The 25,403-nt window shown below is 64.2% G+C and carries 21 protein-coding genes; 4 read left to right on the plus strand and 17 right to left on the minus strand.

Annotation, left to right across the window (positions count from 1 at the left end; genetic code table 11):
- Nucleotides 1-2: 2 nt before the first annotated feature.
- Both metC and ACUTAG_RS14390 read right to left on the minus strand, forming a co-directional pair.
- Complete coding sequence (metC, locus tag ACUTAG_RS14385; RefSeq protein WP_054449008.1) at nt 3-1,214, minus strand: cystathionine beta-lyase; 1,212 nt, start codon at nt 1,212-1,214, stop codon at nt 3-5.
- A 5-nt stretch (nt 1,215-1,219) separates the two neighbouring features.
- The gene (locus ACUTAG_RS14390) at nt 1,220-1,807 is read right to left on the minus strand and encodes a cysteine dioxygenase family protein (RefSeq protein ID WP_026382438.1); all 588 of its coding nucleotides are present in this window, start codon (nt 1,805-1,807) and stop codon (nt 1,220-1,222) included.
- 121 nt (nt 1,808-1,928) lie between these two features.
- Between ACUTAG_RS14390 and ACUTAG_RS14395 the strand changes: the two genes are divergently transcribed.
- Nucleotides 1,929-2,810 carry a LysR substrate-binding domain-containing protein gene (locus ACUTAG_RS14395; RefSeq protein ID WP_026382437.1) on the plus strand — a complete coding sequence of 294 codons (882 nt, stop codon included), beginning with the start codon at nt 1,929-1,931 and terminating at the stop codon, nt 2,808-2,810.
- Nucleotides 2,811-2,857: 47 nt separating this feature from the next.
- Here ACUTAG_RS14395 and ACUTAG_RS14400 read toward each other — a convergent pair whose 3' ends face one another.
- From ACUTAG_RS14400 to ACUTAG_RS14435, 8 genes are all read right to left on the minus strand, one after another.
- A complete protein-coding gene (locus tag ACUTAG_RS14400; protein ID WP_054446132.1) occupies nt 2,858-3,862 on the minus strand; it encodes an asparaginase in 1,005 nt (334 codons plus the stop codon).
- A complete protein-coding gene (locus tag ACUTAG_RS14405; RefSeq protein ID WP_026382435.1) occupies nt 3,855-4,772 on the minus strand; it encodes a ParB/RepB/Spo0J family partition protein in 918 nt (305 codons plus the stop codon). The genes ACUTAG_RS14400 and ACUTAG_RS14405 overlap by 8 nt, the downstream gene beginning before the upstream one ends.
- Before the next feature lie 44 nt (nt 4,773-4,816).
- Nucleotides 4,817-5,629 (minus strand): GNAT family N-acetyltransferase, encoded by an 813-nt coding sequence (locus tag ACUTAG_RS14410; protein WP_026382434.1) that lies wholly within the window; start codon nt 5,627-5,629, stop codon nt 4,817-4,819.
- Between the two features lie 8 nt (nt 5,630-5,637).
- Nucleotides 5,638-6,435: a ParA family protein gene (locus ACUTAG_RS14415; RefSeq protein WP_006389564.1), complete on the minus strand. Its 798-nt coding sequence runs from the start codon at nt 6,433-6,435 to the stop codon at nt 5,638-5,640.
- Entirely contained in the window at nt 6,432-7,121 is a 690-nt protein-coding gene (rsmG, locus tag ACUTAG_RS14420) for a 16S rRNA (guanine(527)-N(7))-methyltransferase RsmG (protein WP_020925789.1), read from the minus strand. Before rsmG ends, ACUTAG_RS14415 begins: the two co-directional genes overlap by 4 nt.
- Complete coding sequence (gene mnmG / locus ACUTAG_RS14425; RefSeq protein ID WP_148319372.1) at nt 7,118-9,037, minus strand: tRNA uridine-5-carboxymethylaminomethyl(34) synthesis enzyme MnmG; 1,920 nt, start codon at nt 9,035-9,037, stop codon at nt 7,118-7,120. The genes rsmG and mnmG overlap by 4 nt, the downstream gene beginning before the upstream one ends.
- A 2,514-nt stretch (nt 9,038-11,551) precedes the next feature.
- Nucleotides 11,552-11,758, minus strand: a complete 207-nt coding sequence (locus ACUTAG_RS14430; protein WP_006389561.1) for a cold-shock protein — start codon at nt 11,756-11,758, stop codon at nt 11,552-11,554.
- Nucleotides 11,759-11,989: 231 nt separating this feature from the next.
- Complete coding sequence (locus ACUTAG_RS14435; protein WP_035184325.1) at nt 11,990-13,024, minus strand: AbrB family transcriptional regulator; 1,035 nt, start codon at nt 13,022-13,024, stop codon at nt 11,990-11,992.
- 114 nt (nt 13,025-13,138) lie between these two features.
- Here ACUTAG_RS14435 and ACUTAG_RS14440 point away from each other — a divergent pair, with 114 nt between their 5' ends.
- A complete protein-coding gene (locus tag ACUTAG_RS14440) occupies nt 13,139-14,305 on the plus strand; it encodes a pyridoxal phosphate-dependent aminotransferase (protein ID WP_006389559.1) in 1,167 nt (388 codons plus the stop codon).
- A gap of 165 nt (nt 14,306-14,470) precedes the next feature.
- Here ACUTAG_RS14440 and ACUTAG_RS14445 read toward each other — a convergent pair whose 3' ends face one another.
- The 5 genes from ACUTAG_RS14445 to ACUTAG_RS14465 form a co-directional block, all read right to left on the minus strand.
- Complete coding sequence (locus ACUTAG_RS14445; RefSeq protein WP_006389558.1) at nt 14,471-15,997, minus strand: tripartite tricarboxylate transporter permease; 1,527 nt, start codon at nt 15,995-15,997, stop codon at nt 14,471-14,473.
- A complete protein-coding gene (locus tag ACUTAG_RS14450) occupies nt 15,994-16,431 on the minus strand; it encodes a tripartite tricarboxylate transporter TctB family protein (RefSeq protein WP_006389557.1) in 438 nt (145 codons plus the stop codon). The genes ACUTAG_RS14445 and ACUTAG_RS14450 overlap by 4 nt, the downstream gene beginning before the upstream one ends.
- Nucleotides 16,432-16,550: 119 nt before the next feature.
- Entirely contained in the window at nt 16,551-17,549 is a 999-nt protein-coding gene (locus ACUTAG_RS14455; RefSeq protein WP_006389556.1) for a Bug family tripartite tricarboxylate transporter substrate binding protein, read from the minus strand.
- A gap of 112 nt (nt 17,550-17,661) precedes the next feature.
- Nucleotides 17,662-19,038, minus strand: coding sequence for a sensor histidine kinase (locus tag ACUTAG_RS14460; protein WP_047992496.1), 1,377 nt, complete (start codon nt 19,036-19,038; stop codon nt 17,662-17,664).
- Between the two features lie 97 nt (nt 19,039-19,135).
- Complete coding sequence (locus tag ACUTAG_RS14465; protein ID WP_006389554.1) at nt 19,136-19,813, minus strand: response regulator; 678 nt, start codon at nt 19,811-19,813, stop codon at nt 19,136-19,138.
- A 491-nt stretch (nt 19,814-20,304) separates the two neighbouring features.
- Between ACUTAG_RS14465 and ACUTAG_RS14470 the strand changes: the two genes are divergently transcribed.
- Nucleotides 20,305-21,696 carry a ClcB-like voltage-gated chloride channel protein gene (locus ACUTAG_RS14470; RefSeq protein WP_148319374.1) on the plus strand — a complete coding sequence of 464 codons (1,392 nt, stop codon included), beginning with the start codon at nt 20,305-20,307 and terminating at the stop codon, nt 21,694-21,696.
- A gap of 172 nt (nt 21,697-21,868) precedes the next feature.
- Here ACUTAG_RS14470 and ACUTAG_RS14475 read toward each other — a convergent pair whose 3' ends face one another.
- Nucleotides 21,869-22,339 carry a GNAT family N-acetyltransferase gene (locus tag ACUTAG_RS14475; protein ID WP_054446127.1) on the minus strand — a complete coding sequence of 157 codons (471 nt, stop codon included), beginning with the start codon at nt 22,337-22,339 and terminating at the stop codon, nt 21,869-21,871.
- Between the two features lie 5 nt (nt 22,340-22,344).
- Nucleotides 22,345-23,697, minus strand: coding sequence for a tRNA uridine-5-carboxymethylaminomethyl(34) synthesis GTPase MnmE (gene mnmE / locus ACUTAG_RS14480; RefSeq protein ID WP_148319376.1), 1,353 nt, complete (start codon nt 23,695-23,697; stop codon nt 22,345-22,347).
- Between the two features lie 115 nt (nt 23,698-23,812).
- Here mnmE and ACUTAG_RS14485 point away from each other — a divergent pair, with 115 nt between their 5' ends.
- Nucleotides 23,813-25,399 (plus strand): ABC transporter substrate-binding protein, encoded by a 1,587-nt coding sequence (locus tag ACUTAG_RS14485; protein WP_148319378.1) that lies wholly within the window; start codon nt 23,813-23,815, stop codon nt 25,397-25,399.
- The last annotated feature ends 4 nt before the right edge of the window (nt 25,400-25,403 follow it).

Raw genomic sequence — 25,403 nt, forward strand, 5'->3', positions numbered from 1 at the left:
CGTTAAATCCGCAGGGAATCAGGGGAATGGGAATTCAGGGCCGCCAGGACGGGCCGCAATTGGCCGAATGCCTGTTCGAGATCGGCGATCAGGTCGTCCGGATCCTCCAGCCCGATATGCAGGCGCAGCATGGCGCCGTGCGGGGCCACGGGCAGGGATCGCGCCTTGGCCAGATTGACGGGTATCACCAGGCTCTCGAATCCGCCCCAGGATGCGCCGATGCCGAACAGGCGCAGCGCGTCGATGACGCGTTCCATGTCGGCATCGGCGATGCCGGCGGCGAACTCCAGCGTCAGCAGGCCGTTGGTGCCGGTACACTCGCGACGCCAGACCGCGTGCGCGGGGTCGTCAGGCAGGGCCGGGCACAGCACGCGCGCCACTTCCGCCCTGCCCTGCAACCACTGCGCCACGCGCAATGCGCTGCGGGCATGTTGCGCCAGGCGCAACGGGAGCGAACGCATGCCGCGCAGCACCAGATAGGCATCGTCGGCGCCAACGGTCTGGCCGAAATCGATGCTGGCGCGTTCCAGCGCGCGCCAGGCGCGCGCATTGGTCACGACCGCGCCCATCATCACGTCGGCGTGACCGCCCAGGTATTTGGTGGCGGCGAGAATCGAGATGTCCGCGCCCAGCGCCAATGGCTGGCACAGCAAGCCGGACGCCCAGGTGTTGTCCACAGCCAGCCAGCAATCATGGCGTTGCGCCAACTCAGCCAACTGCCGCAGGTCCGGCATTTCGTAGGTGAGCGAACCCGGCGACTCGGCATAGATCATGCGCGTGTTGGGACGCAGCAGCTGCGCCAGGCCGGCGCCGTCCGGCGGATAGAAAGTGAATTCGATGCCCAGCCGCGACAGGTGCTCGGCGCAGAAGCGGCGCACCGGTTCGTAGACCGCATCGGTCACCAGCACGTGGTCGCCGGCGCGCAGATAGGCCAGCAACACGATGGCGATGGCGGCCTGCCCGGTGGGGTACAGCTGGGCGCGATGCCCCTGCTCCAGCTCGACCAGCGCGTCTTCCAGCGCGTGCGTGCTGTCGGTGCCGCGCGCGCCGTACGACGGCAGGCGTTCCTGTTCGCGGCGGGCGCGGGTGTCACGCCAGGCCGCGACGCTGTCGAACACATAGGTGCTGGCACGCGTGACCGGGGTGTTGACCCAGCCGGCATGGGGACGCCCGGCGCGCAGCAGGCGCGTCGCGGACCGCAGGGGCTTGTTCATGATGATCAGCGGCGGGTCTGCACGCCGATCGGCATGACCTTGCAGGTGCCGGCGGCCAGGTCGAAGGCCAGCCGCTCGGTCAGCGTTTCGAGGGCGCGGCCGTACATGTGCAGGTGGCGGATGACGCTGTCGCCCTGGATCTCGACGGCATGGATATCGTCGGGCATCAGCGCGATGCCGGTGCCCGGCCCCACCACCACGGTCCCGGTCTTTTCCAGGCGGCCCACGCCGGGCACGGAGCCATCGTCGGTGCGGTCGTAGACGTAGTTGTATTCCACGCCTTCCACGGCGGCGATACAGGCCCAGGTGGTGTGGTTGTGCGGCACGATCTGCTTGCCGGGACGCATCACGTTCAGGTAGAGCGCGTAGCTCTTGTCGGCGTCCTCGCCGATCAGGTAGCGCGCCTGGCGTTCTCCCTCTTCCGGCGCCGGGTAGCGGTCCTGGGCCCACCAGTCGGTATGGCCGGCCAGGCCGATCAACTCGTCCAGCACGACCTTCAGGCTGTCGCGGTTCAGGCCCTTATTTCCTAAAGTGTTTTTAATATTTCCGATGGCGGTGTCGATACCTTGCTGGTGGGGGTGCGTGGAGCTCACTATGACTTTCCCTCTTGTTTCATGAGTTATTGCAGTCACTGTATCGCCGCGCGCGAGCGCCAACAATTTAAATTGCCTTAATATTCCATAAGCATCTCTAATATTTTGACTCGCTGCTCCCATGCGCAATCTCGACCTGGACCTGCTGCGCACGCTGACCGCGATCGCGCGCTACGAAACGTTTTCCGAAGCGGCCAACCGGTTGCACAAGACGCAATCGGCGGTGACGCAGCAGATGCAGCGGCTGGAAGCGACCATCGGTTTGCCGCTGTTCGAGAAACAGGGGCGCAACAAGGCCTTATCCACGCATGGACGGCGCCTGGTCGAATACGCGCGCCACATGCTGGCCATCAACGATGAAGCGCTGCGCGCGCTGCAGGATGCCCCGCTGGAAGGCGACCTGCGGCTGGGCGCGCCGCTGGACGTGGCCGACACCATCCTGCCGACCCTGCTGACCCATATCGCGCGCTCGGCGCCGCGCGTGAAACTGGAGATCCGCACCGATCGCAGCCCGTTCCTGATGGACGCATTGCGCGCCGGAGAACTGGACCTGACCATCTCGACCCGCTTCGACCAGGAGTTCGAGGGCGTGGCGCTGCGCACCTCGCCCACCGTGTGGCTGGCCTCGGCCGACTATGTGCATGACCTCAACGCGCCGGTGCCGTTGGTGCTGGCCGACGAACCCAGCATCTTCCGCCGCCTGGCGCTGACCGCGCTGGAACAGGCGCAGGTGCGCTGGCACACCAACTACGTGGCGCCCAACCTGGTGAGCATCAAGGCCGCCTTGCGCGCAGGCCTGGGCGTGACCGCGCGCAGCGTCGAACTGCTGGCCCCGGAAATGCGGGTGCTCGGGGAAAAGGAAGGCCTGCCACCGCTACCGGACGTGACGTACTTCCTGTGGATAAGGCGTGACCTGATCAATCCGCTGACACGGCAGGTCTACGACATGCTGCGCGGCAACCTGGGATTGGCGCGTGGCGCGGATGCGCCACCCAATCCATGAGGCGGCAGGCAGCGCGGCGGCCCGAGACAGGCCGCCGTGCGCATCGCTCAATAACGATCGAAGCAGCGCTGCAGCGCCGCGGGTTCACGCGTGACGCACAGCGCCAGCATCAGCAGGATGCGGGCCTTCTGCGGATTCAGGTCGCCGGCGGCGATGAAACCCAGCACCGCGTCATCCAGTTCGACGTCGCGCGCGACGAAACCGCTGCCGGTGCGGCTGGAGCGCAGCACCGCGACGCCATCGGCGGCGGCGCGGGCCAGGGCGTCGATGGCCAGGTCCGTGGCATTGCCGTCGCCCACGCCCGCCAGCACGATGCCATCGGCCTGGCGGGCGATGAAATCGATGACGTCGCCTTGCAGGTCGGCATGCGCATAGATGATGTCCACGCGCGGCCAACCGGCCTTCTCCAGTAATGCGAGTGAAAACTCGCTTTGCGTGCCGTGCGTGGTGGTGTTGCGCGAATAGAAGCACGGCGTGCCGCCATGCATCACGCCGGCGCGGCCGCGGTTGGGCGAGGCAAAGGCGTTGATGCCTGCGCTGGCGATCTTCTGGATCTCGCGAGCGTAGTGCACGTCTTCGTTCATGACGACCAGCGGCCCGCGGCCGCGGGCGTCGGGATGGCGCGCCAGCGCCACTGCGTTGTACAGGTTCGCCGGGCCTTCGGCGCCCAGCGCGGTGGCCGGACGCATCGCGCCCACCAGCACCACGGGCTTGTCGTGGCGGATCACCAGGCTGAGGAAGTAGGCGGTTTCCTCAAGCGTGTCGGTGCCGTGCGTGATGACGATGCCGGCAACGGAAGGATCCGCGCACAAGGCTTCGACACGCTGCGCCAGCGCGCGCCACACGTCGTGTGTCATGTTCTGGCTGCCGACGTTGGCAACCTGCTCGGCGCGGATCTCGGCCAGGCCCGCCAATTGCGGCACCGCGGCCAACAGGTCGCCCACCGAGAACGAACCCGCCTTGTAGCCCGCGGAAGTGGCATCGGCCTGGGCCCCGGCGATGGTGCCGCCGGTAGCCAGCACCGCGATGACGGGGAGCGCCTGCTCAGGCATCGACCACTCCGGACAGGCCTTGGCGCTCGAGCAGCGAATTCAGGTGTTCCCAACCGTGGAAGTCGATGACGATCTGGCCCTTTTCCTTGGCTCCGACCTTGAGCGCCACGCGCGTGCCCAGGTGATCGGACAGGGCTTCTTCCAGGCGCGTCAGGTCGCGCGATACGCCGTTGGCCTTTTTCTTGGGCGACGCGGCGCTCTCGGCTTCCTTGGCGGTCTTGGCGACCAGTTTTTCGGCTTCGCGCACCGACAGGCGGCGCGCGATGATCTGGTTGGCCAGCTGGATCTGGGTGGCGGCATCCACCGCCAGCAGCGCGCGCGCATGGCCCATGTCGACGTCGCCGGCCAGCAGCATGGTCTGCACCGCCGACGCCAGGTTCAACAGGCGCAACAGATTGCTGGTGGCAGAACGCGAACGACCGATGGCCTGGGCGGCCTGCTCGTGGGTCAGGCCGAATTCGTCCAGCAGGCGGCGCACGCCATGCGCCTCTTCGAGCGGATTCAGGTCTTCGCGCTGGATGTTTTCGATCAGCGCCATGACCGCCGCGTTTTCGTCGGCGACCTCGCGCACCAGCACCGGCACTTCCTTCAGGCCGGCCAGCTGGGCGGCGCGGAAACGGCGTTCGCCCGCGATGATTTCGTAATGGCCGGGCGCGTCGCTGAGCGCGCGCACCAGAATGGGCTGCATGATGCCTTGCGTGCGGATCGACTCGGCCAGCTCGCCCAACGCGCCCTCGTCCATGCGAGTGCGCGGCTGGTACTTGCCGGCTCGCATCTTCGAAACAGGCAAGGTGGACGGCAGACCCTCGGGCTTGGCCGGAGCCTTGCCGATATTGTCGATCGCAGGCGCGTCGGCGCCCAGCAAGGCGTCGAGTCCGCGACCCAATCCCTTGGGTTTCTTGGTGGCCATAGTTAAATCCTCTTTCCTTCTGTTTTTGGTATCCCGAGCCGGGCTCAGGCGGCCGACTGCTCGGCGGGCAGGCGGTACCAATACGCGTAACAGTCTTTGAAACCGTAGCGGCCATACAAAGCGCGCGCGGCGGTGTTTTGCGGTTCCACCTGCAGATAGGCCGTGGTGGCGCCGTCCTCGACGCACAACGCCAGCAGATGGTCCACCAGCGTCGCGGCATGTCCCTTGCGCCGCTGGCCGGGATCCGTCACCACGTCGAACAGGCCGGCCAGTTCGCCGTCGCGCACGGCCATGCCGCCGGCCACGCACGCGCCGGCGGTATCGAATGCCAGCACCGGCAGGATATCCACAGCCAGGCCCTCCAGGCGCGCCTGGTGCTCGGCGATGTGCTCGGGCCGGGACTCGCGCATGCGACCGACCGCCGCCGCAAAGCGCGCGGCGTCCACTGTCCTGAAAACCAGATCGCCCCGGGCGGCCAGCCTGGGAGCGAGCGGCATGCTCATGACTCGGGTCTCTTCGCCAAGGAGGTAGCCCCGCGACGCCAGTTCGGCATCCAGGGTGAAATCCGGACCAATGGAGGTCAGGCGCAACACCATGGGCAGGCCATGGCGCGCGTACAACGTTGAACAATACGCCAGCCGCTCATCCAGCGGACGTGTGGATAACCCCAGCACGTTGATGCTGCGTACCCGTTTGGCCGACGATGGCGCGTAGCGCACCAGCCAGCCGTCGTACAGCACCTGCGCGCGCACCGCCGTGGCGTTGAGCGCGGCCTCTTCCAGCCGCACGCGCAGCGCGTCGCGCGCATCGGCGGGCGGCGTGCGGGCGTTTGGGGACAGGTGCATGACGGCGGACATACAGCGCTTCAGCTCAGCTCGCGCACGCGCTCGATCATTTCGGCGCCGAACGAGATGTAGGCCTGCGCGCCCCGCGAAGCGCGGTCGTAGACCACGCCAGGCATGCCGTAGCTGGGCGCTTCGGCCAAGCGCACGTTGCGCGGCACGACGGTCTTGAAGACCTTGTCGCCGAAGTGCGATTCGAGTTGCGCCGACACCTGCTGCTGCAGCGTCATGCGGGGGTCGAACATCACGCGCAGCAGGCCGATGACACGCAGGTCGTCGTTGATATTGCGATGCACGCGCTTGATGGTATTGACCAGGTCGGACAGGCCCTCGAGCGCGAAGTACTCGCACTGCATCGGGATGATGACGCCGTGGGCCGCGGCCAGACCGTTCAGCGTCAGCAGCGACAACGTGGGCGGGCAATCGATCAGCACGAAGTCGTACTGGCCGGACACGGTGTCGATGGCGGTCTTGAGCTGGCGCTCGCGCTCGTCCATTTGCACCAGGTCGATCTCGGCGCCGGACAGCTCGCGGTTGGCGGGCAACACGTCGTAGCCGCCCGACTCCGAACGCACGCGGGCCTGTTCGATGGTGGCTTCGCCGATCAGCACCTGGTACAGGTTGGACTCGAGCGAATTCTTGTCGATGCCGCTGCCCATGGTGGCGTTGCCTTGGGGATCCAGGTCCACCAGCAGCACGCGTTGCTTGTGCGTGGCCAGCCCGGCCGCCAGGTTGATGGCGGTCGTCGTCTTGCCGACACCGCCCTTCTGGTTGGCGATGCAGAAAACGCGGGCGGTCGAGCTGGGGGGTAGGTTCTTCATAGGGTTCCTTGACTGCGGCGCATCCAGATCAGGCAGCGTTCCGCTTGCAGCTCCGGCACCTGGAGCGGCTGTATGTGGTCGACTTGCCATTCCCCACGCGCGTGCAGCGCCTGGATTTCATCATCCGGGACCTTGCCCTTCATGGCGACGAGGGTACCATCGTTGTCCACATGTCTGCCTGCGAGCATCGCAAAATCCTCCAAGGATGCGAATGCCCGCGACGTCACAATGTTGCAACCGGCGGGTTCCAGCGTCTCGATGCGCGCATGACGCGCCTGCAGATTGGGCAGCGCCAGGGCGCCGCTCATCTGCCGGACGAATGCGGTTTTCTTTTCAACGGCGTCGATGCAGGTCACCGACCATTCGGGCCGCATGACGGCCAGGACCACGCCGGGCAGGCCGCCGCCCGACCCGACGTCGTAGACCTTTGCCGGCGTGCCGGGCGCGCCCAGCGCTTCGCTGAACGGCCCTACGGCGGCCAGGCTGTCGAACAGGTGCTGCACCAGCATCTGTTGTGGATCGCGGATGGCGGTCAGGTTATAGGTGCGGTTCCAGCGCTGCATTTGCGCCAGGTAGTCCAGCAGCTTGGCGGCCGCGGCGGCGTCGGCCTGCAGCCCGAGCTGCCCGAAGGCATGGGACAGGCGGCCGGCCATGTCCGCGCCGGCCGGGTTGGCGTGGGCGCTCATGCGGCTTGCTTGCGCGAGCCGTAGTGCAGGCGCTTCAGGTGGATGAGCAGCAGCGAGATCGCCGCCGGTGTCACGCCCGAGATGCGGCCGGCCTGGCCGATGGTCTCGGGACGGTGCGTCTTGAGCTTCTGGCGCACCTCGAACGACAGACTGGTGACGGCGTCGTAATCGACGTCCGCCGGAATCGGCTGTTGCTCGTGGGCAATCTGCTTTTGGACTTCGTCCTGCTGGCGGGCGATGTAGCCGGCGTATTTCACCTGGATCTCTACCTGTTCGGCCAGCACCTCATCGGCGGCCACACCCGGGCCCGCCAGTAGCGTACCGTCGGTATTGCGGGCGGCCATCAAGGCTTCATAGGAAACATTGGGCCGTTTCAGCAGGTCCGCTAGTGAGTACTCACGTTCAATTGCCTTGCCCAGCAGCGGCTCGGCCACTTCCTGCGGCAACACGCGAGGATTGACCCACGACGATTTCAAGCGTTCAACCTCGGCCGCGACGGCGTCGCGCTTGCGGTTGAAAGCATCCCAGCGGGCATCGTCGACGATGCCGAGCTGGCGGCCGATTTCGGTCAGGCGCAGATCGGCATTGTCTTCGCGCAGACTCAGGCGATATTCGGCGCGCGAGGTGAACATGCGGTACGGTTCGGTCACGCCACGCGTGACCAGGTCGTCCACCAACACGCCCAGGTAGGCTTCGTCACGACGCGGCGTCCACTGCTCGCGGTCCAGTGCCGACAAGGCGGCGTTGACCCCGGCAAGCAAGCCTTGGGCGGCGGCTTCTTCGTAGCCGGTCGTGCCGTTGATCTGGCCGGCGAAATACAGGCCGGCGATCGCCTTGGTTTCCAGCGTGCTCTTCAATCCACGTGGATCGAAGTAGTCGTACTCGATGGCGTAGCCGGGACGCAGGATGTGCGCGTTCTCCAGGCCGGGCAAGGAATGGATCAGCGCGAGCTGCACGTCGAATGGCAGGCTGGTGGAGACGCCGTTGGGATAGACCTCGTGCGTGTCCAGACCTTCCGGTTCCAGGAAGACCTGGTGCGATTCCTTGTCCGCGAAGCGATGGATCTTGTCTTCGATCGAGGGGCAGTAACGCGGGCCGACGCCTTCGATCACGCCGCTGTACATCGGGGAACGATCCAGGCCGCCGCGGATGATGTCATGGGTCCGGGCATTGGTATGCGTGATCCAGCACGGCAGTTGCCGCGGGTGCATGGCCACGTTGCCCATGTAAGAGAACACTGGGATCGGATCCAGGTCGCCCGGCTGTTCTTCCAGGATGCTGTAGTTGATGCTGCGACCGGCGATGCGCGGCGGCGTGCCGGTCTTCAAGCGGCCTTGCGGCAGTTGCAATTCCTTCAAACGCTGGCCCAGGGAAATCGCAGGCGGGTCACCGGCTCGGCCGCCCGAATAGTTCTGTAGCCCCACATGGATCAGGCCGTTCAGGAACGTACCGGCGGTCAGCACCACCGTCTTTGCCCGGAACTTCAGCCCGACCTGGGTCACGGCGCCAGCCACGCGATCGCCCTCCACCATCAGGTCTTCCACCGCTTGCTGGAACAACCAGAGGTTCGGCTGGTTTTCCAGACGGCCACGGATGGCCTTGCGGTACAGCACCCGGTCGGCCTGGGCGCGGGTAGCGCGCACGGCCGGCCCCTTCGAGCCGTTCAAGATACGGAATTGAATCCCCGCCTCGTCCGTCGCCAACGCCATAGCACCGCCAAGGGCATCGACTTCTTTGACGAGATGACCCTTGCCGATCCCGCCGATGGAGGGATTGCAGGACATTTGGCCTAGGGTCTCGATGTTGTGGGTCAGCAGCAGCGTCTGGGCACCAGTACGCGCCGCCGCCAGCGCCGCTTCGGTACCGGCGTGACCGCCACCGACGACGATGACATCGAATTCGCGGGGATAATCCATGATGGGGAGATAAGAGAGCGTTCGGTGCTCATTATAGAGGCAGGGTGGGCATGTTTCACGTGAAACATGGTCGGACTGGACAAAGCCAACCGCGAAGGGACTGGGTTTTGCAAATTGGCAACGCGCCTAAGGCTGACGGCGTTTGAATATGTCGGCATTTGCCGGTGTTTCGGTTCGATGTTTCACGTGAAACAGCACACCTGGGAGAGCAGGCTATGCCTCACATGAAGGGCGAATAGAAGATTGGCGTGCAGTGTCCAATACACTTCACCTTTCCGGTCATACCCCTAGGAACTCACTCTGAGGTCCGTCTACGGTCAAACTCACCGGTCGTCTCCATGCCGTGAGGATGTTTCACGTGGAACATTGCATGCTCCACATCTGCAAACACACGTGCGAAAGCCCCTTCACCGCGGCCCTTCCATCGGCACGTCGTATCGACCCCTGCCATGCCTTCGGCCTTACTGTTTCACGTGGAACATCGAGCTCCGCAGCTGGAACGCTACTATGAGGCGGCTGTCGTCCCTTTCCTGAAGTCATTGACGCCTGTTCTTTGCACCTACCCGCCGCACAACATGCGGAGAGCATGGGCAAACCGCCATCTTTTCTACTGTGCGTCGCATCTATAGAGAGCCAAATTATGCTTTCCGTCTGCGGGTGTTCCACGTGAAACATCAAAAGCCACTTGCCTAATGCGCCCTGGAACACCGGCATCGCCTGCCCACCCGGTCGACCGGCGACTTCCGACGCCTGCAGCTGGATGCATCGATATCCACCGATGACAGCCTGACTTCGGTTTCACGTGAAACCAAATCAGCAAAAAAAGTGATTTACTAGCCCTTACCCTACCCCTACCCCCGGAAAACAGAATTTTTCCGTTTCACGTGAAGTCCTTTGCCGGCGGCAAGTGTAGGAGCATCAAGCCGTGCCTCCCCAAAACGTGCCCCCGTGTACCATCAAATGAATGTCACCCGTCATTCAGCTGAAACATAGAAGTCCTAGGACCAACTTGTCACATCGGCTCGGCAATACATACGGGGCACCGGGCAGCGACAAAGTGTATGGCACGCTTCGCAGCGGCATCAGAAACAAACACTCGAGGCGAGGAGATCCTGTCGCCGCGATCAATGCGTGTTTGCGTCGCCGAAATCCATATCGAGTAGATCGTCGCGAACTCAATGCAGAAAAAGCGATGGCGGCGGAGTTCCAGGCTCTCATACGGCGACTTATCCACCAAGCCATCCACATCAGCGCGGCGGTTTCACGTGGAACAACTGTGGGGATAAGTCGCCTGCAAAGTCGGCGGAAAGATGCGGGAGGGGTGCCATGCGACTGCGCACTCTTGCGTTGGAGAACAAATACCCATAATCGGGAAAACGCACAAATCCGCAATGAAAGCGAGGAAAACCGCGCTTCAGGCATCGCCCTTCCGTTCCCATAAGAGCTGGCTTCGCCTACCAGATCCAAACCATGTGCGACATGCGCATTCCGGTGGACAAAAATGTGGATAAGCTTCGACTATCGATCCGATAAGCAAGCCTCGCAGCCAGGTCACGACATTCCAGATCGGCCGGCCCAGGCAGTCAAACCGGCCCACCTCCCGGCCGCAAGCGCGGGAACTTCGATTCTCTTCGCCAGTCCAACCGCCGCGCCTGACCATCACCTTGTCCACAGACTCTTCCGTGTCGGTCGGCCACCGCCTTTTGTGCATAACTCGCAAAGCCAATGGATGGGCGGGACAATCATCTTGCTCCTCGCCGGTCCTTTGCGCCATCATCCTTTCGGCCGAGGCACGGACACCTGCCGGCAATGCGGACCGCTGGTTGTGGAAAAGTCGCTTGCCGATTCGCGCCGTGAAATTCCTTCACATGAAGTCCGCCGCGGTCCTTCAAAACGCGCGGCAATCCAGTGTCCATGACATCAGAGGTCGCTCGGCGGGCGCCTTCCCCCTTCGGCAAAGAGCCGCTATCCCCATTTCTATCCACAGGTTGAACGCTCGCCTTTTGGCTAATCCAGGCATCATTCTGTGCATAACCGGGATGGGGATATCTTTGTGAACAACCGCGCCTGGAAACGGCAAAAATGCCGTTTCTGGTGAAAAGCCGTCTCGTCCGGCTGCAGGCGAATGGCCGGCGGCGGCATTGAAAAAAAGGCGTAAATGCCTGGTTTTCCTGGGGAAATGCGTTATTTCCCCCAGCATGCCCTTGGGGCAAGAGTGCTGCCAGCCCGCGGCCGACGGCGGTGGGACAACACCGTGGATTCAACACAAAAATGTGCAAAACCATTATTCCGAACGCGCCGTTGCTTCATTACTGCGCAACGAATTGCTCATGCCGGAAAATAATTATCCACAAACTTATCCAAAGGCCGAGAATATGTTAGTGATTACTAACTGTCTCTATGCAGCGCGTGAGAATGCGCCGCGGCCCCAAAGAAACAACGCCCCAGACCGCGAGGTTCTGGGGCGTTGTAGCCAGGCCTGGCCTGGCACACGGGAAATTGGGATTTCCCGATTTAGAGCGGGCGAATTTCGGCCGCTTGAGGTCCTTTCGGACCATCCTTGACTTCGAATTCGACTTCCTGGCCTTCGTTCAGGCTGCGATAGCCGCGGCCCTGGATGGCGGAAAAGTGTGCGAAAACATCGGTACCGCCGGCGTCCGGCGTAATGAAACCGTAACCCTTGTCAGCGTTGAACCACTTAACTTTGCCCTTCTGAGCCATTTTCCTAGCGTCCTGTAATTAACGAGATGCAATGAATCAAGGACGCCGTGAGAACTGAACGACCGGTAGGGATACCTGCGTTGCTGCTGCGTTCTCGCTTGCCGCAAAAGCGGCAGACAAGTCCGCGCGCTGCTTGAATCAACTGCGGAAACCAGCATACTCATCCAGCATTACAGACTCATATAGTTGTTTTCCCCAATGTCGTATTTTTCTGACTGGAACCCAATACCGCTACGCGGAATTTGCGTTGCGACGCGCCAGGAACGCGTACATCGGGCCGGTGACCAGCACGACGAACACCATGCGGGTCACATGGAACGCAGTCACCACGGGCACGCCCAGCTGCAGCACCTTGGCCGTGATCGCCATCTCGGCGATTCCCCCCGGCGTGGTGCCCAGGATGAGCGTCGGTATCGGCGCCGCCGACCATAGCGACAACAAGGCGCCCAGGCCGAACGCCAAGGCCAGCGCCACCACGGTGAAAGCCGCCACCACCGCGATGAAGCGCGGCGCGGCACGAAAGAAGTCCGGCCGATAACGATCACCCAGCGACCAACCGATAAGCAACTGGCCGACCTTCGGCACGTAATCGGGCAAGGCGGAAAGCTCGATGCCGCATGCAGTCAGAGTCATCGCCGCCAGCATCGGTCCCAATACCCAGGGATTGGGCCAGCGCAGTTTCATGAAGCACAGGCCCCCCACGCAGGTCAGCGCAACCAGCGCGGCCAGCCCGCCAGCGTGCACCGTACGCGGACCCGGCACCGTCGGATCCAGGCCCGCCACGCCCCACCACTGGAAGATGAACGGCACGGTCACCACCACCAGCAGCACGCGCACACTGTGCGCGGTCGCCACGCGGTCGATACGGGCACCGTGGCGTTCGGCCAGGCTGGCCATTTCGCTGGCGCCGCCGATAGCCGAAGCAAACCACGCGGTCTTGAAATCGACGTCGGTATAGCGCCGCAACAGCGCGGTGCCGATGAATGCCAGCCCCAATGCGAACAGCATGCCCACGACGATGGGACCGGCATTGGCGCCGATATGGCCGATCACCTGCGGCGTGAAATACAGGCCCAGCGAAGTGCCGATCACCCATTGGCCGGCATTGCGCGCCGGCCGCGGGCACACCGTTGCCCCGCCGGCGATCCGCACCGCCGCGGTAAGCAGCAACGCGCCCAGCATCCACGGCAGCGGCAGATGGGCCCACACCGCCAGCAATGCGCCGGCCAGTGCAATCGCCAAACCGCCCGCGACCCTCCACAACATGTTCCGAACCACGATACCGCCCACGCCATAAGCTCATGAGAATCCCGAATTATGAGTTAGTGGGATACTTACGAAAACTCTTGCGCACACCCAGCGTTCCTTTTCGCGTCCACCATGATCCGATCCAAACTTCCCGACGTCGGCACCACCATCTTCACCGTCATGAGCCGCCTGGCCATCGAGCACAAGGCCATCAACCTGGGCCAGGGCTTTCCGGACTTCGATCCCGATCCCGCGCTTTGCGCGCTGGTCAGCAAGGCCATGGCCGACGGCCACAACCAGTACCCCTACATGCCCGGCGTGGCGCCGCTGCGCGAGGCCATCGCCGCCAAGACGCAGTCGCTGTACGGCCGCGCCTACGATCCCGAAACCGAGATCACCGTCACCAGCGGCGCCACCGAAGCGCTGATGGCCACCGTGCTTGCCGCCGTCGGCAGCGGTGATGAAGTGGTCGTCATCGAGCCCTGCTACGACTCCTACCTGCCGGCCATCCGCCTTGCCGGCGGCACCGCGGTGCCGGTGCCGCTGCGCGCGCCCACCTCGGACGACCCGTACTACCGCATCGATTGGCAACGCGTGCGCGACGCCATCACTTCCAAGACCCGCCTGCTGATGCTGAACTTCCCGCACAACCCCACCGGGGCGGTGCTGGACGACAGCGACCTGGACGCGCTCGAAGCCATCGTGCGCGATACCGGCGTGCTGCTGGTGTCGGACGAGGTCTACGAACACATCGTGTTCGACGGCAAGCCGCATGCGAGCATTGCGCGCCGTCCGCTGCTGGCCGAACACGCTTTCGTTATCTCGTCGTTCGGCAAGACCTACCACACCACCGGCTGGAAAATCGGCTACTGCTGCGCGCCCCGCCAACTCAGCGCGGAGCTGCGCAAGGTGCACCAGTTCATGGTGTTCACCGTGCCGTCGCCGATGCAGTTCGCGCTGGCCGAGTTCATGCGCGATCCCAAGCCCTACCTGGATTTGCCAGCCTTCTACCAGGCCAAGCGCGATCGCCTCTCGCAAGGCCTGGCCAAGACGCGCTTCAAGCCGCTGCCCAGCCCGGGCACGTTCTTCCTGCTGGCGGACTACAGCGAGATATCCAAACAGAACGAAGCGGACTTCGCGCGCGATCTGACAGTGCGGCATGGCGTGACGGTGATCCCGGTTTCCGCCTTCTATCAACGGCCCGACGCCGCCGACTCCAACCACCGCATCGTGCGCTTCTGCTTCGCCAAGAAAGACGCGACGCTGGACGCGGCGCTGGAGCGCTTGGCGCAAGTCTGACGCCACGCGACACACGCCGACTGGAAACGCCCCGCCGGGGCGTTTTTCTTTTCATCTGCTCCGCATGCCGCCCACGAAAAAGGAGCGCCGCGGCGCTCCCTTGCAATGACCGGTGTCTCGATCGCGCCGGCCGGCCTTCGCGGACAGGCCGGCGCGCGGGATCCATCACACCGGTTCGGCGACTGCCTTCCTGGCCTTGCGCATACGGCGCAGGAGCTGCGGGACAATCACCACGGCGATGGCCGCGGTCCACAAGGCGATCGCCACCGGGCTGGCGAACAGCACCGACACATTGCCGTCGGTCATCGACAAGGCGCGGCGCAGGTTCTGTTCCATCATGTCGCCCAGCACCACGCCGAGCACCAGCGGCGCCATCGGCACGCCGAACTTGCGCAGGAAATAACCCAACGTGCCGATGCCGGCCACCAGCAGCAGATCGAAGGTGCCCGCGTTGATCGCATACACGCCGATGTAGCTGATGCACAGGATGCCCGGCACCATCAGCCAGCCCGGTACCGACAGCACTTTCGAGAACAGGCGCACCATCGGCACGTTCATGACGAACAGCAGCACGTTGGCCACGAACAGCGAGGCGATCAGGCCCCACACCAGCTCCGGCTTGGAGTCGAACAGCACTGGACCTGGCGTGATGTTGTAGAGCGTCAGCGCCCCCATCATCACCGCGGTGGTGCCCGAGCCCGGCACGCCCAGCGTCAGCATGGGCACGAACGAACCGATGGCCGACGAGGTGGCGGCGGCTTCGGGCGCCACCAGGCCGCGCATGTCGCCCTTGCCGAACTTGGCATCCGGGTCCTTGGCTTCGATGATGCGTTTTTCCTGCGAGTACGCCACGGCCGCGGCCACGCTGGCACCGGCGCCCGGCAACACGCCGACACCGAAGCCCACCAATGCGCTGCGCACCACGCTCCACCAGGTGAACGCCAGCTCCTTCAGATTGAATAGCTTGCGGCCGCTGGGCTTGACCTCGACGCTGTGGCCCGCCATCACCTTCTCGAGCATTTCCAGCATCTCGCTGACCGCGAACAAGGCGATCACCACGACCACGAAGTCGATGCCATCGGCCAGGTGCACGGAGTCGAAGGTATAGCGGTATACGCCCGAGTTCGCATCCACGCCGATGACCGAGATCGACAGGCCGATCATTGCCGCCAGCACGCCCTTGATGGGTTGCTTGCCGAGCAGGCTGGTGAGGCAGCAGAAGGCGAAGATCATCAGCACGAAATACTCGGCCGGACCGAACGCCAATGCCCATTTGGCCAGCAGCGGCGCCAGCAGGATGATGCCCACCACCGACACGATCGCGCCGAAGAAGGCGGACCACGCCGACAGCGACAACGCGACGTTGGCCAAGCCCTGGCGCGCCAATGGATAACCGTCCAGCGTCGTCATGATGGCGCTGGCCTCGCCCGGCACGTTGAGCAGGATCGAGGTGATGCGGCCGCCGTATTCCGCGCCCACGTACACCGCCGCCAGCAGGATCAGCGCGGTCTCGGGCGGCAGGTTCATGGCGAAGGCAATCGGGATCAGCATTGCCACGCCGTTGATCGGCCCCAGGCCCGGCAGCACGCCCACCATGGTGCCGAAGAACGAACCGATCGCGGCCACCAGAATGTTGGTCCACGAGAACGCCACGCCAAAGCCGATCGACAGATGATCGAGGATTCCGCTCATATCAGGTTCTCCAGCAGCCCGCCGGGCAGGACCACGTCCAGCACCTTGTCGAACAGCACGTAGAAGAAAGCGCTCATGACGATGCCGCCAATCGCGCACTTGACCCAGCCGCCGCCGAACAGGCGGCCGACGAAGACCGTCATCAACGCGGTGGCGATGATGAAACCCAGCCACTGGAACAGGAACGCATACGCCGCGGCGAACACCACCATCAACGCGATGCGGCCGTTGGCGCCGGCGGGATTCGGTTCGACCGCGTTGCCGCCCTTATAGGCCAGGCGCAGACCGCACAGGCCGATGATCAGCGCCAGCAGCAACGGGAAGGCGCGCGGGCCCACGGGTTCATAGGCGAACGGCGCTTCGATGCCCCACCCCGCCCAGGTCATGAAGGCCGCCAGCGCAAGCGCCGCGATGCCCAGGATTCGATCGTTCATGATCAGCTTTCCGTTGGTAGAAGGACCGCGCGGCGCAAGCCCGCCCCGGCCTCCGACTGGGAGCCGGTGGCGCAAGGTGCGCGTTCACCCGCGCGCGGTCGGTAGGCAAGCCTTGCGGCTTATTTCTTGACCAGGCCGAAAGAGTCGGCCAGTTCGGCGTATTGCTTGACCTGCTGCTTCACGTAGGCATCGAGGTCGGCGCCGGTCTTGTTGAAGGGGAACAGTCCCTGCTGTTCGCGCAGCTTGGCGAACTCGGGCGCCGCGGCGACGCGATTGAAGGCGTTGACCCAGAACTGGTAGTCGGCATCGGACACCTTGGGACCGACGTAGAAGCCGCGGATGATGGGCCAGACGATGTCATAGCCCTGCTCTTTCGCGGTGGGTACCGTGCCCAGCTTGCCCGGCAGGCGCTGGTCGTTGAAGACCGCCAGCACGCGGATGGGAGCGCCGCCTTCGAGCATGGTGAACGCCTCGGCGGCATCACCCATGTAGGCCTGGATATGGCCCCCGCGCAGCGCCGTCACGGCCTCGCCGCCGCCTTCAAAGGCCACGAAGCGCATCTTCTTGAAATCGACACCGGCCGCCTTGGCGGTCAGCGCGGCTTTCATCCAGTCCTGGCTGCCGACGGTGCCGCCGGCGCCCAGCACGATCTTGGTCGGATCCTGCTTGAACGCTTCCATCAGGCCCTTCAGGTCGGTGTACGGCGAATCGTTGCGCACCACGGCCACGCCGTAGTCGGTGCCGATGGCCGCCAGCCAGCGCACGTCGTCGACGTTGTACTTGCCGAACTTGCCTTGCGCCAGGTTCAGCAGCGAACCGCCCGAGAACGCCACGATGGTGCCGGGCTCGTTGGGGTGTTGGGCGACGATGTTGTTGTAGGCCACCGCGCCGATGCCGCCCGGCATGTAGACGATGCGCATGGCGCTCTTGAGCGCCCCGCTCTGCTTCAGGCCCTCGGTGGCCAGGCGGCAGGTCAGGTCGAAGCCGCCGCCGGGTTGGGCCGGCGCGATGCATTCCGGCCGGCGTGGTTCGTCGGCGGCGTGGGCGGTGCCCAGGGACAGGGTGATCGCGCCGAGCGCCGCGACGGCGGCCAGGCGCAGCTTGAGGCTGGTCTGCATTCTTGCGTCTCCGAATTTATAGGTCTAGTCAGGGCTGGCGATCGAGGCGGTCTGTCGCCTGATCGGACTCCAGCGGATGCAACCGTACAAAATCGAAGCTTTCCAGAACCTTTCAAAAATCGCCATTTTCCTGGTGCGGCGCAACATACGGGGCCGTTTCCAGGGAAAACACCAGCGCCGCGCGCAGGCCGGCCAACGGCGTCCGGTTCTCCAGCACCAGGCGGGCACCCAGCAATCCGGCGATGGTATCGACGATGGCCAGCCCCAATCCCGCGCCGGGCTTGTTCTTGCCGGCCGCGCCCCGGCGGAACCGGATGCCGGCGCGGGCAATGTCCTCGGCCGACATGCCCGGGCCGCTGTCCTCCACCGCCAGGCTGGCCTGACCGGCTTGACGGCGCACCACCACGGTCACCACGCCACCCGGGGCGGTGTAGCGGATGGCGTTGTCGACCAGGTTGCTGGCGGCCTCGCGCAGCAGCCAGTCCACGCCCTGCACCACCAGCGGGTCGTCGCCGGCATCGAGCCCGATGTCGATCTGGCGGGCCCGGGCGGTCGGCAACAGGGTCCGGATGACCCCGTGGGCCAGCGCGGCCAGATCCACCGGTTCGGCCGCCAGGCCGCCTTCGGCCAGCGAGGCGTCTTTAGCGCGCGCCAGGGCCAGCATCTGGTTGGTGGTGCGTACCGCCCTGTCCAACCCCTCCTGCATCGCCAGAAGGGCTGTACGGACCTCCTGGGGGCATGTTTCACGCAGGGCGTAGGCGGTCTGGGTCCGTAGGACCGACAGCGGCGTGCGCAATTGGTGCGAGGCGTCGTCCAGGAACTGGCTCTGGACCCTCGCCTGGGCCGCGTAGCGGGCCATGTGGAGGTTTACGGCGGCGACCAGGGGTAGGACCTCCCCTGGCATCTCCGACGCGCTGACGGGGCTTAAATCGTCCGCGGAGCGCCTTTCCACTTCCTGGCGCAGGCGCTCCAGGGGGCGCAGGGCCATGAAAACCCCCAGGACGATCACCAGCACGCTGATCAGGATCACGGCCAGGTCGCGTTCGACCGAACGCACCAGCACCTGGTGCAGGAAGGCCTGGCGGCTTTCCAGCCCTTCGGCGACCTGGACGATAACCCGTCCCCCTTTGTTTGCGTACAGCGGCGGATCCATGGCCCGCGCCAGCGCGGCCACGCGTACGGGAGCCCCCTGGTAGGTGGCGTAGAAGAACTGCGGTTCGCCCGAAACCAGCGGCTGGGCCGGCATCGGCAGCCCGGGATGGCCGATCTCGGCCAGGCCATCCTCGGTGGCCACGCGGTAGAACACGCTGCCATTGGCCGTCAGCTCGAAAAATTCCAGCATCAGATACGGCTGCTCCATGGCTAATCCACCGCTGGCTGTGGATATGTTGTGGTCGATCGCGCGCAGCGCGCCGGCGAGCGAACGGTCGTAGGCAATGTCGACCTGGTTGCGCAGCTGGTGATTGGACAGCCACAGCGCGCCCATCATCACCAGCACCAGGGTCGGGATCAACCACCAGAGCAACTGCGTTTTCAGGGTGCGATTGCGGTTTTTTTTCCTGGAAACCGGGGTTTTTTCCGGAAAACTAGTTGTCAACAGCGTTCTCCAGGCAGTAGCCCATGCCCCGCATGGTGGTGATCTGTACGCCGGTTTCCGCCAATTTTTTGCGCAGGCGGTGCACCAGCACCTCGATGGCTTCGAGGTTGATGTCGGCGTCGTCGGTCACGATGCGGTCGAGGATCTGCTGCTTGTTGATGGGTTCGCCGCTTTTCTGGATCAACACCCGCAGTACGGCGTGTTCACGTGGGGATAACTGCAAAGCCTGTCCCGAGACCGTGAACTTTTGCCCCGAAGTCTCGAAAACCAGGTTTCCCAGGGTGAGTCGCGGGTGTTCACGGCCACGGCTGCGACGCACCAGGGCGATCAGGCGCGCTTCCAACTCTTCCACAACAAACGGTTTCGGCAGGAAATCGTCCGCGCCTTCGTGAAGTGTCCCGATTTTTTCGGCCAATGAATCGCGCGCGGTCAGGACCAGCACCGGCGTGCGGTCGTCCCGCGCGCGGATCTTCGCCAGCAAGGTATGGCCATCCATGCCGGGAAGTCCCAAGTCGAGGATGACCGCATCGAATTCTTCGACGGCCAACCTTCTTTCGGCGACCAATCCGTCGTCAGCCCATTCGACAACGAAGCCCGCATGTCGGGCCAGGCTTCTGGACAGCCAGCGGGCAAGTTCCGCTTCGTCTTCTATCAGGAGGATGCGCATGGACGGAGTCCGGGGGGGCGTGGCTGGGGGATAGGAGAAAGCATGTTTGTCTTTTCCCTGTATTTCTCTTTATATAAAGACTAATGATTAATAAGACCTGTGGATAACTACCTTAACCTTGGAAACCCGTTTTTTTTCATCGACTTGCGGGCGTTTTTGGCTGTGCAAGAACTCTGTGTGGAAAAAGAGCCGAAGTTGGACAAGATTTCGGACCTCGTCCAAAACCCCTGCTTGTTCAACTCGCCTCCACACAATGTGCACAACCTGCCGCCTTAGGAGTTATCCACAGCCCTCTTCTGCCAAACCGGGTCGGGCAGCGGCACTTTTACCCCGAAAAAACGCTGGTTGCCTACCCTGGTTTTCGCCTCTTTGCAGGCCTGTAAAGGCCCCTGGAGGCGTTGCCCGAATCGGCCATGTGAGGGGTGGCGTCCCGCCGTGGTTGACGTCCGGCTGAACAAAAAGTGAGCAGGTTTCCGCCGTAGAATCCGCCCATGGCAAGACAACTCAGAATCAAGAAACCGGCCTGGGCGACCTGGCTGAGAGGCCGTTTGCTGGCCGACAATCTTCCTGCGACGCTGTGCGCGGCAGCCCTGATGGGACTGGCCGGCGCGCTGGCAACGGTGATCTTTCGGGAACTGCTGGGCTGGATCCAGATGCTGCTGGGCGGGGTCGATTCGCCGCACGGCATGGTGTCGCTGGCGCGCGGCATGTCATCCTGGGAACGGCTGCTGCTGCCGGCGGCTGGGGGCGCGATCGCCGGGTTGATCCTGCAGGTGGCCGCTCGCCGCCTGCCGCCGCGCGGGGCCGCCGACTATATGGAGGCCATTGCCATCGGCCGCGGCGTGATCGGCTTTCGCCAGACCGTGGCGCGCAGCATTTCTTCTTTGTTTTCAATCGGTTCCGGGGCTTCGATTGGCCGCGAAGGGCCGATGGTGCAGTTGGCGGCGATGTTCTCGTCGTTGTCGGGCCGCTACCTGGTGCTGCCGCCGCGGCATCTGCGGCTGCTGGTGGCGTGCGGCGCCACCGCCGGGATCACCGCCGCCTATAACGCGCCGATTGCCGGCGCGCTGTTCATTTCCGAGATTGTCTATGGCGCCATAGCGTCGGCCACCCTGGTGCCGCTGGTGGTGTCATCGGTGGTCGCCAACATCGTGACGCGCCAGATCCTGCACTATGACGCGGTGTTCCATATGCCGCCGTTCGATTTCGTGTCGGGCTGGGAAGTGGCCAATTACCTGGGGCTGGGCCTCATCGCAGGGATGGTGGCGCCGCAATTCCTGCGGTTCCTGGATGCGTCCAAGGCGCTGTTTCGCCGGCTGACGCTGCCGTTGTGGGCCAAGATGGCGCTCGGCGGACTGGTGGTGGGCGCCCTGTCGGTGTTCAAGCCCGAGGTCTGGGGCAATGGCTACAGCGTGGTCAACAGCATGCTGCATACCGAATGGGCCTGGGAGGCGGTGGCGGCGATCCTGCTGTTCAAGATCGTGGCCACCGGCGCCAGCGTCGGTTCCGGCGCGATCGGCGGGGTCTTCACGCCGACGCTGTTCGTGGGGGCTGCGGTGGGCGCGTTGTATGGGTCCGGCCTGCATGCGCTGTTTCCCGCCAGCGATCTGTCGGCCGTGTCCAGCTACGCGGTGGTGGGAATGGGGGCGCTGCTGGCGGCCACGACCTACGCGCCGCTGATGTCGATATTGATGATTTTCGAGATGACACTGAGCTATGAAGTGATGTTGCCGTTGATGCTGGCGTGCATCACGGGTTTTGTCATTGCGCAGCGCATTCGACCGGATTCTGTGTACGCGAAATCGCTGGCGAGCAATCGCATTGCGCGCGAGACGTTGAAGGCGGCGCCGGTGCTTCCGACGGATAGGCCGCGGGATTCTTGATCTGGAATTTCCGCCAAAAACCTCTTGAAAATAGGGGGGGGGGAGCAAAAGCTCATATTTTTCCCGAGGTGTTTTTCAATAGTGTGCCGATTGGTGTTCCTTGAAGGAAGCTGGCTTTCCTGGCTGTCACTGAAATCGAAAAGTGAGCTGTTGCTCATTTATTGTGAATCGGTCAATCCAGGTTTTTCGTCATGAACACGCGCTTCAGGCCGATCTCTTCGGCGCGATGCGTCTCGACATAACCATAGCGCTGATAGATGGCGATGTTCTCGCTCATCGCTTCCTGCGTGTACAGCCGGATGCGCGGATAGCCCGCCTGCCGCGCGATGGTTTCCGCCCATTGCATCAACGCGCGGCCATAGCCGCGCCCTTGCGCGCCGGGTGACACCGCCACATTGTCGAGCAGCAGGCAATCCGCTTCACGCACCAGGACCAGCACGGCCTGGATACCGGTGTCGTCCTCCAGCACCTGCGCCTGTCCCTGCGCGATGCGCACGCGGTAATCGTCGCGCATCGGTCCCGGCGTGGCGCCGATGCGCGCCACGTAATGACGGTAGGCGTCGTGGACGATACGTTCGACCGCCGCCAGGTCATCGACCGTCGCCAGGCGGATCCGGTGAGGTGTGCTGGCGGGAGCGGCCATGAGCGCTACTTCCCAATGCAAAAGCTGGAAAAGATCTCGCCCAACAAATCATCGCTGGTGAACTTCCCGGTGATGCTCGACAGGCTGTCATGCGCCAGCCGCAGTTCCTCGGCGAACAGGTCCAGCACGCGGTCGTCCTGTTCGGCGTGTTCCGCGGCCAGCGCCAGGTGGTCGGCGGCATCCTGCAGCGCATGCAGGTGCCGTTCGCGCGCCAGCCAGGGCGACTCGGCGCCGGGATTCCAGCCGGCGATGCGTAGCAGTTCGGCGCGCAGCGCGTCCAGGCCGGCGCCGCGCTTGGCCGAGATGCCGAGTTCGCCGGGCCCGGCTGCAAAGGCTGTGGATAACAGGTCCACCTTGTTGAAAACCTTCAGCACTGGCGTGCGCGGCGGCAGGCGCGCGGTGATCTGCGCGTCCAGTTCGTCGCCGGGCTGCGTGGCGTCCTGCAGGTGCAGGATGACGTCGGCGCGCTCGATTTCCTGCCAGCTGCGGGCGATGCCGATGCTTTCCACGGTGTCCTCGGTTTCGCGCAGGCCGGCGGTGTCGACGATGTGCAGCGGCACGCCGTCGATATGGATCTGCTGCACCACTTTGTCGCGCGTGGTGCCGGCGATCGGTGTGACGATGGCGACGTCGTCGCCGGCCAGCGCGTTCAGCAGGCTGGACTTGCCGACGTTGGGCTGGCCGGCCAGCACCACATGCAGGCCTTCGCGCAGGATCACGCCCTGACGCGCCTGGGCGATGAGATGACCGAGGTCGCCGGCCAGCTTTTCCAGCGTGGGGCGCGCCTGGTATTTCTCGAGAAAGTCGATTTCCTCTTCGGGGAAATCGAGCGTGGCCTCGACCAGCATGCGCAGGTGAATGATGCGGTCGGACAGGTCGTTGACGCGCGCCGAGAAGTCGCCCGACAGCGAGGCCATGGCGCCGCGCGCGGCCGCCACCGAAGAGGCTTCGATCAGGTCGGCGACCGCTTCGGCCTGCGCCAGATCCATGCGGTCATTGAGGAACGCGCGGCGGGTGAATTCACCCGGCTCGGCCAGGCGCAGGCCCAGGTCGCGGCCCGCCGCCACGCAGCTGTCGAGCACGCGGCGCAGGACCGCGGGTCCGCCATGGCCCTGCAGTTCCAGCACGTCTTCGCCGGTGTAGGAATGCGGCCCCTTGAAGTACAGCGCGATGCCTTCGTCGAGCAGTTCGCCATCGACCGCCTTGAACGGCAGGTAGTGCGCGTGGCGCGGCGTGAGTTCGCGCTGGAACAGGCGACGCACCAATTCGGACAGGTCCGCACCAGAAACGCGCACGACACCGATGCCACCTCTTCCGGGGGCGGTGGCAATGGCGGCAATGGGGGCATGGACGGACATATCGGGGACAACGCGAGGCAAGGACAATAGGGGAATATAACTGTTGCGCGGGGCCTTGTTTGCTGGTTAAGGTGCGCCAGAGGTTTAAAACCCGAAACAACCCTGGGAGATCATGATGGCATCTCGGTTTTCGCGTGTGTTGGCCTGTGGTTCGGTAGCGGTTCTGCTGGCCTTCGGCACCCTCAATTCGGCGCTGGCGCGCGACCTGGTGATCGGGCTGAAGACCGAACCATCATCGATGGATCCGCAGTACCACGCGTTGACGCCGAACACCCAGATCTCCCAGACCATTTTCGACACGCTGGTGGCCACCGACGCGCAGCTCAAGCCGGTGCCAGCGCTGGCCGAGTCCTGGACCGTCGATGGCAAGGTGTGGACCTTCAAGCTGCGGCCCGGCGTGAAGTTCTCCGATGGGTCGCCGTTCACCGCCGAGGACGTGGTCTTCACCTATGACCGCGTGCCCAAGGTGCCGAACAGCCCGTCGCCGTTCACGCTGTACCTGGGCTCGGTGGCCAAGGCCGAAGCGGTGGATCCGATGACCCTGCGCATCACCACCAAGGAAGTGGCGCCGAACCTGCTGGTGAACCTGGCGCAGTTGCCCATCATGTCGAAGAAGGCCGCCTCCGGCCCCGCGGCCGAAGGCAAGACCACCACCGAATTGAACAGCGGCGACGGCCTCATCGGTACCGGCCCGTACAAGTTCGTGTCGTGGAAGCGCGGCGCCGAATTCGTGCTGGCGCGCAATGAAAACTACTGGGGCAAGAAGCCCGTGTGGGACAAGGTGATCTATCGCCCGATCAGCAATGCCGCGGCGCGCGTGGCGGCCCTGCTGGCCGGCGACGTCGACATGATCGAGGATCCCCCGACCGATGACCTGCCCAAGCTCAAGGGCGACAAGAAGTTGTATGTCGAAGAGACCCCGTCGGTGCGCGTGGTGTACGTGGCGCTGGACCAGTACGCCGAGCCCTCGCCCGGCATCCAGGGCACCGACAAGAATCCGTTGAAAGACAAGCGCGTGCGCGAAGCGCTGTCGCTGGCGCTCAACCGCGATGCGCTGGTCGAGCGCGTGATGGGGGGCGTGGCGCTGCCCGCCGGCAACCTGCTGCCCTACCCCATGTTCGGTTCCAGCAAGGAACATTCCAAGGCGCCCAAGGCCGATGTCGAAAAGGCCAAGGCGCTGTTGAAGGAAGCGGGCTATCCCAACGGTTTCTCGATCACGCTGGGCTCGCCCTCGGGCCGCTACGTCAACGACTCCAAGGTGGCGCAGGCCATCGCCTCGATGTGGACGCGCGTCGGCGTCAAGACCAGCGTCGACGCCATGGCGCCGCCGGTGTTCTTCAAGAACCGCGACAGCTATGCGTTCTCGGCCTATCTGGCCGGCTGGTCGGTGACCAGCGGCGAGATGTCGAACGCGCTGACTTCGCTCCTGGTGACGCGCAATCCGGAAGCCGGCCTGGGCACCACCAACCGCAGCCGCTACTCCAATCCCAAGATGGACGAGCTGGTGAAGGAAGCCTCGTCCACCATGGATAACGCCAAGCGCGCCGAGCTGCTGTCCAAGGCCAGCAACATCGCCATGGATGACTACGCCATGCTGCCGGTGCACTTCGAGTTGTCGGTGTGGGCGATGAAGAACGACATCCGCTACCAGGGCCGTCCCGACCAGGTCACGCTGGCGCAGTTCGCTACGCTGAAGAAGTGACGCG

It is taken from the genome of Achromobacter sp. CSND-B12 (assembly GCF_052906545.1).

What these genes read in the sequence shown, in the direction of transcription:
- metC (WP_054449008.1), bottom strand. Translation starts at nt 1,214, where the DNA reads ATGAACAAGCCCCTGCGGTCCGCGACGCGCCTGCTGCGCGCCGGGCGT.
- ACUTAG_RS14395 (WP_026382437.1), top strand. Translation starts at nt 1,929, where the DNA reads ATGCGCAATCTCGACCTGGACCTGCTGCGCACGCTGACCGCGATCGCG.
- ACUTAG_RS14400 (WP_054446132.1), bottom strand. Translation starts at nt 3,862, where the DNA reads ATGCCTGAGCAGGCGCTCCCCGTCATCGCGGTGCTGGCTACCGGCGGC.
- ACUTAG_RS14405 (WP_026382435.1), bottom strand. Translation starts at nt 4,772, where the DNA reads ATGGCCACCAAGAAACCCAAGGGATTGGGTCGCGGACTCGACGCCTTG.
- ACUTAG_RS14410 (WP_026382434.1), bottom strand. Translation starts at nt 5,629, where the DNA reads ATGTCCGCCGTCATGCACCTGTCCCCAAACGCCCGCACGCCGCCCGCC.
- ACUTAG_RS14415 (WP_006389564.1), bottom strand. Translation starts at nt 6,435, where the DNA reads ATGAAGAACCTACCCCCCAGCTCGACCGCCCGCGTTTTCTGCATCGCC.
- rsmG (WP_020925789.1), bottom strand. Translation starts at nt 7,121, where the DNA reads ATGAGCGCCCACGCCAACCCGGCCGGCGCGGACATGGCCGGCCGCCTG.
- mnmG (WP_148319372.1), bottom strand. Translation starts at nt 9,037, where the DNA reads ATGGATTATCCCCGCGAATTCGATGTCATCGTCGTCGGTGGCGGTCAC.
- ACUTAG_RS14430 (WP_006389561.1), bottom strand. Translation starts at nt 11,758, where the DNA reads ATGGCTCAGAAGGGCAAAGTTAAGTGGTTCAACGCTGACAAGGGTTAC.
- ACUTAG_RS14435 (WP_035184325.1), bottom strand. Translation starts at nt 13,024, where the DNA reads ATGTTGTGGAGGGTCGCGGGCGGTTTGGCGATTGCACTGGCCGGCGCA.
- ACUTAG_RS14440 (WP_006389559.1), top strand. Translation starts at nt 13,139, where the DNA reads ATGATCCGATCCAAACTTCCCGACGTCGGCACCACCATCTTCACCGTC.
- ACUTAG_RS14445 (WP_006389558.1), bottom strand. Translation starts at nt 15,997, where the DNA reads ATGAGCGGAATCCTCGATCATCTGTCGATCGGCTTTGGCGTGGCGTTC.
- ACUTAG_RS14450 (WP_006389557.1), bottom strand. Translation starts at nt 16,431, where the DNA reads ATGAACGATCGAATCCTGGGCATCGCGGCGCTTGCGCTGGCGGCCTTC.
- ACUTAG_RS14455 (WP_006389556.1), bottom strand. Translation starts at nt 17,549, where the DNA reads ATGCAGACCAGCCTCAAGCTGCGCCTGGCCGCCGTCGCGGCGCTCGGC.
- ACUTAG_RS14460 (WP_047992496.1), bottom strand. Translation starts at nt 19,038, where the DNA reads ATGATGGGCGCGCTGTGGCTGTCCAATCACCAGCTGCGCAACCAGGTC.
- ACUTAG_RS14465 (WP_006389554.1), bottom strand. Translation starts at nt 19,813, where the DNA reads ATGCGCATCCTCCTGATAGAAGACGAAGCGGAACTTGCCCGCTGGCTG.
- ACUTAG_RS14470 (WP_148319374.1), top strand. Translation starts at nt 20,305, where the DNA reads ATGGCAAGACAACTCAGAATCAAGAAACCGGCCTGGGCGACCTGGCTG.
- ACUTAG_RS14475 (WP_054446127.1), bottom strand. Translation starts at nt 22,339, where the DNA reads ATGGCCGCTCCCGCCAGCACACCTCACCGGATCCGCCTGGCGACGGTC.
- mnmE (WP_148319376.1), bottom strand. Translation starts at nt 23,697, where the DNA reads ATGTCCGTCCATGCCCCCATTGCCGCCATTGCCACCGCCCCCGGAAGA.
- ACUTAG_RS14485 (WP_148319378.1), top strand. Translation starts at nt 23,813, where the DNA reads ATGGCATCTCGGTTTTCGCGTGTGTTGGCCTGTGGTTCGGTAGCGGTT.